Source organism: Streptomyces sp. NPDC045701 (assembly GCF_056432045.1).
Genome location: NZ_JBWKJV010000033.1, coordinates 52,288 through 64,108 on the forward strand (window position 1 = coordinate 52,288; position 11,821 = coordinate 64,108).

General features: G+C 73.4%; 12 protein-coding genes and 1 pseudogene. 8 read left to right on the top strand and 5 right to left on the bottom strand.

The genetic code is table 11. The annotated features are described in order from the left end of the window. Positions 1-9: 9 nt before the first annotated feature. The 3 genes from mshB to AC07DW_RS26450 all read left to right on the top strand — a co-directional run bounded on the left by mshB (position 10) and on the right by AC07DW_RS26450 (position 3,408). On the top strand, positions 10-894 hold the full coding sequence (gene mshB / locus AC07DW_RS26440; RefSeq protein WP_478860187.1) for an N-acetyl-1-D-myo-inositol-2-amino-2-deoxy-alpha-D-glucopyranoside deacetylase: 885 nt from the start codon (positions 10-12) through the stop codon (positions 892-894). After that, positions 891-1,271, top strand: a complete 381-nt coding sequence (locus AC07DW_RS26445; RefSeq protein ID WP_478860188.1) for a DUF6113 family protein — start codon at positions 891-893, stop codon at positions 1,269-1,271. Before mshB ends, AC07DW_RS26445 begins: the two co-directional genes overlap by 4 nt. Positions 1,272-1,413: 142 nt before the next feature. After that, complete coding sequence (locus tag AC07DW_RS26450) at positions 1,414-3,408, top strand: peptidoglycan binding domain-containing protein (protein ID WP_478860189.1); 1,995 nt, start codon at positions 1,414-1,416, stop codon at positions 3,406-3,408. Between the two features lie 186 nt (positions 3,409-3,594). Here AC07DW_RS26450 and AC07DW_RS26455 read toward each other — a convergent pair whose 3' ends face one another. Further along, complete coding sequence (locus AC07DW_RS26455; RefSeq protein WP_478860199.1) at positions 3,595-4,032, bottom strand: hypothetical protein; 438 nt, start codon at positions 4,030-4,032, stop codon at positions 3,595-3,597. Between the two features lie 48 nt (positions 4,033-4,080). On the opposite strand from AC07DW_RS26455, the pseudogene AC07DW_RS26460 reads away from it, so the two are divergent. After that, a pseudogene (locus tag AC07DW_RS26460) lies at positions 4,081-4,203 on the top strand (PepSY domain-containing protein); the annotation flags it as partial. Between the two features lie 81 nt (positions 4,204-4,284). Here AC07DW_RS26460 and AC07DW_RS26465 read toward each other — a convergent pair. Then, complete coding sequence (locus tag AC07DW_RS26465) at positions 4,285-5,109, bottom strand: transglutaminase family protein (protein WP_478860190.1); 825 nt, start codon at positions 5,107-5,109, stop codon at positions 4,285-4,287. 5 nt (positions 5,110-5,114) lie between these two features. Next, on the bottom strand, positions 5,115-6,116 hold the full coding sequence (locus AC07DW_RS26470; protein ID WP_478860191.1) for a GNAT family N-acetyltransferase: 1,002 nt from the start codon (positions 6,114-6,116) through the stop codon (positions 5,115-5,117). A gap of 113 nt (positions 6,117-6,229) precedes the next feature. Here AC07DW_RS26470 and fdxA point away from each other — a divergent pair, with 113 nt between their 5' ends. Continuing rightward, positions 6,230-6,550, top strand: coding sequence for a ferredoxin (fdxA, locus tag AC07DW_RS26475; protein ID WP_031078476.1), 321 nt, complete (start codon positions 6,230-6,232; stop codon positions 6,548-6,550). Between the two features lie 81 nt (positions 6,551-6,631). Further along, the gene (gene dapC / locus AC07DW_RS26480; RefSeq protein WP_478860192.1) at positions 6,632-7,729 is read left to right on the top strand and encodes a succinyldiaminopimelate transaminase; all 1,098 of its coding nucleotides are present in this window, start codon (positions 6,632-6,634) and stop codon (positions 7,727-7,729) included. A gap of 58 nt (positions 7,730-7,787) precedes the next feature. Here dapC and AC07DW_RS26485 read toward each other — a convergent pair whose 3' ends face one another. Together AC07DW_RS26485 and AC07DW_RS26490 are read right to left on the bottom strand one after the other, a co-directional pair. After that, the gene (locus AC07DW_RS26485) at positions 7,788-8,216 is read right to left on the bottom strand and encodes an ATP-binding protein (RefSeq protein ID WP_478860193.1); all 429 of its coding nucleotides are present in this window, start codon (positions 8,214-8,216) and stop codon (positions 7,788-7,790) included. A gap of 353 nt (positions 8,217-8,569) precedes the next feature. Further along, a complete protein-coding gene (locus AC07DW_RS26490) occupies positions 8,570-9,535 on the bottom strand; it encodes a LuxR C-terminal-related transcriptional regulator (protein ID WP_478860194.1) in 966 nt (321 codons plus the stop codon). A 594-nt stretch (positions 9,536-10,129) separates the two neighbouring features. On the opposite strand from AC07DW_RS26490, the gene AC07DW_RS26495 reads away from it, so the two are divergent. Then, complete coding sequence (locus AC07DW_RS26495; RefSeq protein WP_478860195.1) at positions 10,130-11,041, top strand: MarR family transcriptional regulator; 912 nt, start codon at positions 10,130-10,132, stop codon at positions 11,039-11,041. Next, a complete protein-coding gene (purN, locus tag AC07DW_RS26500) occupies positions 11,038-11,667 on the top strand; it encodes a phosphoribosylglycinamide formyltransferase (protein ID WP_478860196.1) in 630 nt (209 codons plus the stop codon). The genes AC07DW_RS26495 and purN overlap by 4 nt, the downstream gene beginning before the upstream one ends. Positions 11,668-11,821 lie beyond the last annotated feature (154 nt).

The window sequence follows — 11,821 nt, forward strand, 5'->3', positions numbered from 1 at the left end:
AGTGTCCGTATGACGGAACTTCCCGCCCGTCGTCTGCTCCTGGTGCACGCGCACCCCGACGACGAGTCGATCAACAACGGCGCCACCATGGCCAAGTACGCGGCCGAGGGTGCCCAGGTCACCCTGGTGACCTGCACACGGGGCGAGGAGGGCGAGGTCATCCCGCCCGCCCTCGCCCACCTGGCACCGGACCGGGACGACCGGCTCGGCCCTCATCGCGCCGGTGAACTGGCCGCCGCGATGAAGGAGCTGGGCGTCACCGACCACCGCTTCCTCGGCGGTCCCGGCCGGTTCCGCGACTCCGGGATGATGGGTGCCGAGCAGAACCGCCGCGACGGCGCCTTCTGGAACACGGACGTGGACGCCGCCGCCCCCTACCTCGTCGAGGTCGTCCGGGAGGTCCGCCCGCAGGTCCTCGTGACGTACGACCCGGACGGCGGCTACGGCCACCCCGACCACATCCAGGCCCACCGCGTCGCCATGCGCGCCGCCGACCTGGCCGCCGATCCGGCCTTCCGGCCCGACCTCGGCGCACCGCACCGGATCGCGAAGATCTACTGGAACCGGGTGCCGCGCTCGGTCGCCGAGGAGGGCTTCGCCCGCCTGCGGGCGGCGGGCGCCTTCCCGCGCACCGCCTCCGTCGAGGACGTGCCCGGCGTCGTCGACGACGCCCTCGTCACCGCCGGGATCGGCGGGGCGGAACACGCCGGACGGAAGGCCGCCGCGATGCGCGCCCACGCCACGCAGATCGCCGTGGAGGGCGCCTTCTTCGCCCTCTCCAACGACCTGGGGCAGCCCCTCTTCGAAACGGAGTACTACCAGTTGGTGCGGGGCGAACCGGGCGCCCCGGCCGGCCGGCGGGAGGACGACCTGTTCGCCGGGGTGACGTCGTGAGCCGGGGCGTGCGGGCCGGGCGGATCGCCGCGTACGCGGGGCTGGCGGTCCTCGGCGCCGTGGTCGGGATCGCCGGGGCGCTGGTCCAAGGCGCCTGGTTCCCGGGCGGGTTGCTGCTGGCGCTGGCCGCGTGCACGGGCCTCTTCTACGGCGGGCTGCGCGCGACCGGCACGCAGGCGGGCGTGATGGCGCCGGGCGCCGGATGGCTGCTCGCCGTCGTGCTGTTGAGCCTCGGCCGGCCCGAGGGCGACCAGGTGTTCTGGGGCGGCCTCGCCGAGCTGGTGTACCTCGTCGGCGGCATGGCCACCGCTGTGATGTGCGCCACGATTCCCCGGCTTCCCCATCAGGGCGGCCGATCCGGGGCACTTGGTGCGTGACGTGCCCTGACTTGGGGCGGAATGACCGCTCGGGTATTCGTGGTCGTGGGATACCCGGCGGCGGTGGCCAGTATGGTGGTGCGCGCCGCCGAGCGCCCGCACGTGTAAGAGCGGGCGGCGGAGCCAACCGGGAGAACCTGCTTTGAGTCGTGAAACTGACAGTTCGTCCTCCGGCCCGCAGGGGCGCGGCGGAGCCGCGTACCCCTCGGGTACACCGCCGTACGGATCGCGCCAGTATCCGTCGCTGCACCCGACGCAGGACGCACCGGAGGAGGGCACCGGAGCCGCCGCCGCGGAGCCGGGCGAGCCCAGGACCGAGACCACGCTGACCACCCGCATCCGGATCAACATCCCGGGCTCGCGGCCGATCCCGCCGGTCGTCGTGCGCAAGCCGGTGACCGGCACCGACGGTTCCGCGACCGGAGCCGCTCCGGCCCCCCGGCCCGCCGTCGAGCGGCCGCCGGCGGCCGAGGCGCCGAAGCCGGTGGAGGAGCCGCAGGCGGGGGAGAAGGCGCCCAGCGACTGGTTTGCCCCCCGCAAGCCCCCGGCCGCCGCACCCGGCTCCGGCCCTGCTCCCGCCCCCGCGCAGCAGGCCGCGCCGGCGCCGGGCCGCCCGCCCGCCCACGGCGCACCGCACCCGGCCGAGGCCCCGCAGGCCCCGAACGTGCCGCAGGCCCCGCACGCGCCGCGCGCCGACGGCCCCCGCGCCGGCGCCCCGCGCCCGCACAGCTCGCTCGCCGACCTGGCGGGGGACGCCGCGTTCCCCGGCCGCCCCGCGCACCCGAGCGGTCCGACCACCGGCCCGGTGACCGGCACCATGGGCCCGGCGGCCGGCGTCCCGGGTCCTGTCGCCGGTGACCCGGGCCCCGTGGCCGGCGGAGCCGGTCAGGCGCCGTGGATCTCCGACGACACCGCCGTACTGACGCCGCAGCAGCCCGTGCCGGAGCCCGGCTTCGACTACGAGCCGGGCCCGCCGGCCGGCGGCAACGTCTCGGGCGACACCCTCACCAGCGGCATCCCCGTGGTGACGCCGGAGCGCCGCGGTCCGTCGCCGTTCCCGGTCTCGGGCCCGGCGCAGGTGGCCGCCGACCCGGTCCACCCGGCGTTCGACGACCCGGAGCCCGCGGCCGCCCCCGCGCCGCCCGCCCCGGCGGCGCCGGCCGCTGCCGCGCCGGCCCGCCCGCAGAAGAAGGGCCGCTCCAAGCTGGTCCTCCTCGGCGTGGCCGCGGTCGTCCTGGCGGGTGTCGCGTACGGCGCCGGTCTGCTCCTCAACCACTCCGACGTACCGAAGGGCACCACGGTCCTCGGCGTCGACATCGGCGGCGGCACCAAGGAGCAGGCGGTGCAGAAGCTGGAGAGCGCCTTCGGCGAGCGGGCGTCCGCCCCGCTCCAGCTCAGCGTGGGCGGCAAGAAGGAGGAGCTGGCCCCGGACAAGGCCGGGCTCTCCCTCGACGCCCAGGAGACCGTGCGGGCCGCCGCGGGCGCCGACTACAACCCCGTCTCCGTGATCGGCTCCCTCTTCGGCGGCGAGCGCGTCGCCCAGCCGGTCATCCCGGTCGACGAGGAGAAGCTGAGCGTCGCCCTGACCGACCTGGCGGGCACGTCCGGCTCGGTCACCGAGGGCACGATCGAGTTCAAGCCGGACAAGGCCGTCGCCGTGCCCGGCAAGCCCGGCAAGGCCCTGGACGTGCGGCGTTCGATGATCTCGGTACGGGACGCCTACCGCGCCCAGGTCGAGACGGGCCGGACGAATCCGGTGGAACTGCCCGTCGTCGCCAAGGAACCCACCATCACCCGGGCCGAGCTCGACCGGGCGATGAGGGAGTTCGCCGAGCCGGCGATGTCCGCCCGGATCACCATCAGGGCGGGCGGCAAGGAGATCCAGTTCGGGCCGTCCCGGTCCCTGCCGCAGATCCTGTCCATGAAGCCGGTCGGCGGCCGTCTGGTGGAGGTCTACGACAAGCAGGCCATCGAGAAGCTCCTCGACGGCGTCTTCGAGGGCGTCATGATCACCAAGGGTGACGGCAAGCAGCACGAGGTCTCCGTCGACGACGTGGCCCACGCGATGCAGAAGGCCCTGCTCGGCAAGACCCCCGCCGAGCGCACCGAGACGATCGAGCTCAACCCCCAGGGCTGAACCCCGGCCCCGGTCCGGCGCGAGGCCCCCGTCCCTCCGGGCGGGGGCCTTCCGGGTGAGCAGGGGCCGACTCGGCATGCGCGGCCGCCGAAGGGGTCACCGGTGCCGGCATGACCGCTCGCCCCCGCCTCCGTGTCATCGCCGCCGTCGCCGCCGTGTGCGCCGCCACCGCGACCGCGCCGCTCCTCACCGGGTGCGGGGGACGCCCGGGAACCGCGGGTCGCCGCCGCCGCGCCCTCGGCCGCCGCGTCCTCGCCGTCCCGCGGCCCCGCCGGGAGCCGGCCGCCCAAGCGCCTGACCCAGGACCAGGCGGAACGGACGGCCCTGCTCCGGGCGACCGAGGTGCCGCGGGACAAGGCGGCCGGGACGGCGCGCCGGGGTACGGGAGGGCAGGCTCGCCGGGACCGAGCCGGAGTGGGCCCGCTCGGCCGTCGGCAGCCCGAGCCCCGGCCCGCGCACCCCCGAGTGGGTCACCGCGGTCGCCGCCCAGGACGGCACCGTCCACACCGTCCGGGCCGACGCCGTCTCCGGCGAGGTGAGCGAGTCGCGGGTCGACCCGGCCAGGACCGGGACGACGAGCGCGAGCTCACCGACCGGCTCCGCGCCGCCGCGGTCACCCCGCACCAAGCCGCCCGGACGGCCACCGACCGGAAGAAGGGCGCGGTCACCGCGGTCCAGTCGGACGACGGTGTGTGGTCGGTCGACGTCGTGACGACGAACGACTGGACCGGGACGACGTACGACATCGACGCGAGGACCGGCAGGATTGTGCGCGAACACGTCGACCGCGACTGACGCACCGCGCGGCGGGCGCGTCCGCGGGCCGGCCGCGACCCCGCGTGGCGCGCCGGGCCGTATGCCGTCCGTGGGCCGGGGTCAGTTCAGGCGGGCGCGGGCCGCTCGGGCACGGTGGCGGACCGATTCCGCCACGGTCGGCTCGACCGGGGCCACCACCTCGGCGTACGCGTCCATCTCCGCCGCGCCCGTCAGGAAGTCGCCCCGCTGGACCAGCAACTGGGCGCGCTCGAAACGCAGCCGGGCCGGGTGCGCGGGCAGCAGCAGGGACAGCTCGACCGCCCACAGGGCCACGTCCGAGCGCTCGGGGCGTACCGAGGCCCAGGCGCGGATGTTGTTCAGGATCCGCTGCACGATCTGCAGCGGGTCCGCCGGGGCCAGCATCGACGGACTCAGCCGCTCCCCGGTCGCCTCCGCCACCAGCAGCTCCGCTTCCGGCCCCGTCAGCGTCCGGCCGCCGGCGAACGGGTCCGCCAGAATCCGCTCCCCGGGGTCGCCGAACCCGACCACGAAGTGCCCCGGCAGCGCCACCCCGTACACCGGGGCGCCGGCCCGCCGCGCCACCTCCATCCACACGACCGACAGCAGGATGGGCAGCCCCCGGTGCCGCCGCAGCACCTCGTGCAGCAGCGACGACTCCAGGCGCTGGTAGTCGCCGGGCGTGCCGTGGAAGCCGCACCGGTCGCCGAGGAGCCCGGCGACCGCGGTGGCCCAGGAGCGCGGGCCGCGCAGCCCGTACGGCAGCAGCCCGGCCAGCCGGTCCAGCTCGATCTCGGCGGCGTCCAGCCCGGCCTGCCCCAGGGCGGGATCCGCCTCCGCGCCCACCAGCAGGCAGAGGGTCGCGAGGTCCGGACGTTCCTCGCGGGCCTCCTCGGCGAACCGGCGGCGCCACTCGGTGGTGTGCATACGCCTCACGTACCCGCTTCGGGGGATCGGAAGTGGTGGTACAGGTGGTGGACGGCGAAGCCCATCCCCTCGTACAGGGCGACGGCGCCCTCGTTGTCCGACTCCACCTGCAGCCAGGCCGCGGACGCGCCCTCCTCCAGCGCCCGGCGGGCGAGCGCCGCCATCACGGCCGTGCCCAGGCCGCGCCGCCGGTACGCCGGATCCACCTCGACCGCCATGAAGCCGGCCCACCGCCCGTCCACCACACACCGCCCGACGGCGGCGGGCACATCGCCCTCGCCCGGCACCGAGGCGAACCACACGGACGGTCCGGCGCCGAGGACGCGCAGCACGTGGGGGCCGGGCTCGCCCGAGCGGTTGTAGCGGCGCAGCCACGCCGCGTCCACGGACCGGGACAGCCGTACGTCCCCGGGCTCCGGGTCGCCGATCGGCGCGAGCCCCCCGATCCGTACCTCCGCCGTGACCTCCCGGCGCCAGCCGCGCTCCTCCAGCGCCGCGCACAGCCGTTCCTGGGTGCCTTCCGCGCCGGTCGCCACCTGCACGTACGGCGGCAGGCCCCGCTCCTCGTACCAGGCACACGTGCGCGCCAGGGCGTCGTCGAGCGGCATGCCGGGATCGCCGAGCGGCAGCGCCGAGTTGGCCCGCCGGGTGAACCCGCCCGAGGCCCGCAGCGTCCACTCGCCGAGCGGCTCGCTCTCCACCGGCTGCCAGGCCCGCGCGGTCACCCGCGCGAGTTCTCCGAAACCGGCCGCCGGGCCCCTGCGCCGGGCGGGCGCGGCCGGCACGACCTTGCCCGCCACCAGCGACGATTCCGGCATACGGACGGTCTCACCGGTCCGTCGTGTGATCAGCAGCACACCGGCGTCCCATGATGTGAGAACACCAACCGTGTCGGTGAACTTCTCCGGGTGTGCTCCAGGGTCGCTCAACCGACGGACGGACACTCTTTTTCCCACGTCAGAAGGGGTGATACGGACCTCCAGCCGTCCGCCCGCAGTGAATTCCACAGCTGTGTCCGCCCCTCCTGTTCGGTTCCGTCCCGAGAACGGAGATACTAGGTGCGGGCATCGACGACGCCGCGCTCCCGCGCACACGGCCCTACCGAGGAGGAACGACCAGCGTGACCTACGTCATCGCGCAGCCTTGTGTCGACGTCAAGGACAAGGCATGCATCGAGGAGTGCCCCGTCGACTGCATCTACGAGGGCCAGCGGTCCTTGTACATCCACCCGGACGAATGCGTCGACTGCGGTGCTTGTGAGCCGGTCTGCCCGGTCGAGGCGATCTTCTACGAGGACGACACTCCGGAGGAGTGGAAGGACTACTACAAGGCGAACGTCGAGTTCTTCGACGACCTCGGTTCGCCCGGTGGCGCCTCGAAGCTGGGCCTGATCGAGCGCGACCACCCCTTCATCGCCGCCCTGCCGCCGCAGAACGGCTGATCGCGCGTCCTCGGTCCCGTACGGCTCCGCCGCTGTACGGGACCGACGCGTATCGACCCTCAGCAGAAGAAAGCGAGCACCGTGTCCTCCCCCGTCTCCTCACGCCTCCCCGTCTTCCCGTGGGACAGGCTCGAGCCGTACAAGAAGACGGCCATGGCCCACCCGGACGGCATCGTGGACCTGTCCGTCGGTACACCGGTGGACCCCGTCCCCGAGGTGGTCCGGCGGGCGCTCGTGTCCGCGGCGGACTCGCCGGGCTATCCGACGGTGTGGGGGACCCCGGAGCTGCGCGACGCGCTCACCGGCTGGTGCGAGCGGCGCCTCGGAGCGCGCGGCCTGGCGCACACCAACGTCCTGCCGGTCGTCGGCTCCAAGGAGCTGGTGGCCTGGCTGCCGACCCAGCTGGGCCTGGGCGCCGGCGACACGGTGGCCTACCCGCGGCTCGCCTACCCGACGTACGAGGTCGGCGCCCGGCTCTGCGGCGCGACGCCGGTGGTCTACGACGACCCGACGGAGCTGGACCCGGCCGGGCTGAAGCTGCTGTGGCTGAACTCGCCGTCCAACCCGACCGGCAAGGTCGTCCCGAAGGACGAGCTGGTCCGGATCGTCGCGTGGGCGCGGGAGCACGGCGTCCTCGTCTTCAGCGACGAGTGCTACCTGGAGCTCGGCTGGGAGGCCGACCCCGTCTCCGTACTGCACCCGGACGTGTGCGGAGGTTCGTACGAGGGGATCGTCGCCGTCCACTCGCTGTCCAAGCGCTCGAACCTGGCCGGCTACCGCGCCGCGTTCGTCGCGGGTGACCCGGCCGTGCTCGGCGAGCTGCTCCGGATCCGCAAGCACGGCGGGATGATGACGCCCGCGCCGGTGCAGGCGGCGACGGTCGCGGCCCTCGGCGACGACGCGCACGTGACCGAGCAGCGTGCCCGGTACGCGGCACGGCGCGGGGCGCTGCGCACGGCGCTGGAGGCGCACGGCTTCCGGATCGAGCACAGCGAGGCGAGCCTGTACCTGTGGGCGACCCGCGACGAGCCCTGCTGGGACACCGTGGGGTACCTGGCGTCCCTCGGCATCCTGGCCGCCCCCGGCGACTTCTACGGCGAGGCGGGCGAGCGGTTCGTACGGGTGGCGTTCACCGCCACCGACGAGAGGGTCGAGGCCGCGGTCAAGCGGTTGGGCTGAGACCCACGGAAGGGCCCGGGGAGAGTGCGTGGCTCCCCGGGCCCTTCGCGCGCGGGTCCTACCGGCCGAGCGCCGGGAGGGTCTTCACCGGCAGCTCCGCCGGTACGCCGCCGCGGAGCGCGTCGGTGGGCGCGGCGGCCGCGGCGCCGCCGACGAGGTCCCCGGCGCCACCGGCCGCGTCACCGGCGGCCTTCCGGGCGGTGGGGGTGGCGGCCCCGCCCGTCTTGGCGACGGTCTCGCCGGCCACGGGTACGGCCTGCTCGACCGCCTTGCCGCCGGCCTCGCCGGCCATGCCGGTCGTGCCGGAGGCGGCGCCGCTGACGGTGTCGGTCGCGGAGGCGGTGTCCAGGCTGCTCACGCCGCTCAGCTCGGGGGCTGCGGGGAGGTCCACGGCGCTTGCGGAGCCGGCCGCACCGACCACGGGAGCTGCGCCCGCTGCGATCAGCAGCGCGGCACGGGCGATCCGACGGGTCAGGGGGAGGGACATGATGCTCCTTCGACGGGAGAGGTCGTGTGACTGTGGTGCCTGTCCGACGATCGGACGCTGTGACAACCGCTCGAAGGGTGGGGGAGGTTGCGGAGGCGCCGCGTAAAGAGTTGGTAATGCGTCGCATAATCGGCTCCACCCGAAGCGGGGCAAACCGCTGGAGTCCCGAAGACCTGAGGAACCGTCACTTCCCGGTGTCCGCGCGGAAGAGGGGCGGTCGGCGTGCGCCGGAGCGGGGAGGGCCGCCGTCGGGGCGTCACGTACCTCTCCCGGGTGATCAGCCGTACGTGCGAACGGTCGCGCGGGTGCCGGTGTTTCGGCGTGCGGGGCGTGCCGGAGCGTGCCGCTCCGGGTCAGTCGGAGGTGAAGGGTGACGCCGGCCTGTGCGGCGTGGCACCCTCGGTGCCGCCGAGGGCGCCGCCCGGTGCGCCGCCGGGATAGCCGCCGGGAGAGCCGCCGGGGGCGACGTCGTCGTCGAGGAGGCCGGACCGGGCGAGCAGGAAGCCCAGCTGGGCACGGCTGTTGCTGCCGAAGTGCTCGGCGACCCTGCGGATGTGCGACACGACGGTCCGGCGGCTCAGGCCGATCCTGCGGGCGATGCGCTCGTCCGTCTCCCCCTCGACCATGGCCCGCAGGATCGTCCGCCGGAGATCGCTCATGAACGGGCTGTCCGGCCGCCGGGAGGCCGAGGGGTCGACCGGCGCGGCCTGCCCCCAGGAGCGCTCGAACATCACCCGGAGGTACCTGACCAGGTCCGGGTGTTTCGCGACCAGCATCGCGTGCCCCGCGTCCTCCGTCGAGGGAAGGAACGCCACGTCCTGGTCGCAGATGATGAGTTGGTCGGACATCTCCGCGAGGGTGCGGACCTCGGCGCCGTGCGCGAGGAGCTGCTCGATGTGGGTGAGGGTCGGCTTGTGGGTCCGCGCGGAGTGCTGGTAAAGGGTGCGCTGGCGCACGCCCCGCGCGAGCAGCGGGAGGCTCAGCGCGAGGCCCCGGTGCAACAGCTCGGCCGGCAGGCCGCCGCCCGGCTGGGCGACGAGAACCTCGGTGGCGCAGCTCTGCGCGGCGGCCTCCAGTGCGTGGTTGATGGCGCGCCTGCCGTGGACGACGCTGAGACTCTCCTCCGTGCGGCCCCTGCCCTCGGAGTACACGGAGTCGTACGCCGCCACGGCGGCGCGGATCTCCGACGCCTCTCGCCGCAGCCGCGTCATCGCCTCTTCCAGGGGCCGGAGGGCCGCCTCGGCGGCGACGGGAGGCGGGACCGCGCGGGCCGGTCCGTCCTCCTCGCCCGAGGTGACCAGCAGTTGAAGTTTCCGCAAGCAATCCGGTATGACGTCAATAAAGATATCGCCTTCAACTACCGCCTGACGGTATAGCCCTTTCGCCCAATCGCAGGGAGCCTTTGGCTCGGCTTGGCCGCAATTGGGCGCCATTGCGCACCTCGGACACCGCTTCACAGATGTGCAATGTAACATCAGGCAACTCTTTCGGATGGCCCTTCTGCCGGGCACTGAGTAAGGATCGATGGCGAGGATCGCCGTGCGGGGGGACGGGGTCTTGCCTTGCCCTCGCTGATCTGTGCACTCATTCGCTTCGGCAGGGCAGGTAGCTCCATGCGCACGTTCCTTTCCCGCCGGACCCGGTGCTGTGATGACAGACCGGGGGCCGAAGGCCCTGCCCCGCGACCGGGGCTGCCCGGGCCGCTCACGGCAGCGGCCCCGGTGCGCAGGTCACCGGACTGACCGGTCCTCGAAGTCGCAACACCTGGCACGCTGAGGGTGCTTCCCGGCGTGCGGATCGCAGGCGGGTCACCGCTGAAACACTGAAAACGGGGGAGCGAAGTGGGCGAAATCGTCCGACTTCAGGTAGGCACAAATGTGGACATACCAGTGTCTGTATCGATACAGCCGGGTATGTCGGTTCTTTCACTTCTGGCGGACACCTTCGGTGTGCCGCAGGGGGTACCGGTGAACTGGCGGAGGTCTTTGCGGGCGGCCTGCCCGGACCATCTGTCGGACGTGGCCGGGGCCCTCACCTCGACGGGCACCCTCCATGTTCCCCGCCTCCTCTGGATGAGTGGGGACGAGGACGGGAAGAGCATTCGGGAGGAGACCCAGAGAATTGCCGGGACGGCGCCGGAGGCGCTGATCACCGATCTCGGCCGCTTGTATGACGGAAAAGTGCCGCCGATGTGGCGCAAAGTCATCGAGAATCCGTCTAGATTCCTCATCGCGTACGCCGCTATGGCCCGCACGGTATGGGCCTCCCTGGCCCAGCTCTGGCAGCGGAGTAAACCATTCCTCGAAAGGGAGGTCGGGCGCATCGGTGTGGCTTCCGTCACCGGAGCGATGGGGGCCGTTCTCGCCGACCTCAGTCCCAGGGTCTCCTTCGCGGACGGCAATCTCGTGCTCCCGGCGAACGCGCCGTCGCCGCCCCCGACCCCGCTGCGCCGGATGACGCTCACGCCCCTGGTCTCCGGCACGCGCGCGTGCGTCAGCCGCGTCGACCCGGACGGCCATGCCCACATCGGCTATCCCCTCGCCGGACTCGGCCGGTTGTTGCGGGGGAGCGAGACCCAGGAGGGGGCGTCGGCCGATCCCCTCGCGCTGACGCTCGGCGAGCTGCGGGCGGTCATCCTGCGGAAGGGGACGCAGTCCGTCTCCATGGGCACGCTGGCCGACATGCTCCACTGCACCGCCGGCACGGTGACGTACCACTGCCGGCAACTGGAACAGGCCGGCCTGCTCTCCCGGGAGCGGCAGGGACGGGAGGTGCGGATCTCCCGCACCCTCCGCGGGGACGCGCTGGTGGACGCCCTGTCATGACACACCGAGAGACATCGCGTGCCCGCCTGGTCGTCCTGGTGTCCGGCGGTGGCACGAACCTGCAGGCCCTTCTCGACGCGGCCGCCGCGGACCCGGCCGGCTTCGGGGCGACGGTCGTCGCCGTCGGAGCCGATCGACCGGGCGTCGCCGGCCTGACGCGGGCCGAACGGGCAGGCGTGCCGACCTTCATGTGCCGGGTGCGGGATTTCGACTCCCGTGACGCGTGGGACGCGGCGCTCACCGAGCAGGTGGCCGCGTACGAACCGGACCTCATCGTGTCGGCCGGCTTCATGAAGATCCTGGGGAAACACTTCCTGACCCGGTTCGGTGGTCGGGTCGTCAACACCCACCCCGCCCTGCTGCCCTGCTTCCCGGGCGCCCATGGCGTCCGCGACGCGCTCGCGTACGGCGTCAAGGTCACCGGATGCACGGTGCACTTCGTGGACGACGGCGTCGACACCGGTCCGGTCATCGCCCAGGGCGTGGTCGAGGTCCGGGACGAGGACGACGAAGCCCGGCTGCACGAACGGATCAAGGAGGTCGAACGCACCCTGCTGGTCGACGTCGTGCGACGGATCGCCCGGCACGGTCACCGCCTGGTGGGGCGGAGGGTGCTGATCCCCTGAACGAAGTCCGTCGGCTGTGACCGTCTCTCCACGGGAAACGGTCACAGCCTTCGGCCCGTTCAGGCGAGGAGGCCGGGGATGGTGGCTTCGTGGGCCTGGCGTAGTTCGTCGAGGGTGAGGGTGAACTGGTCCTGGAGGTCGATCCGGGTGCCGT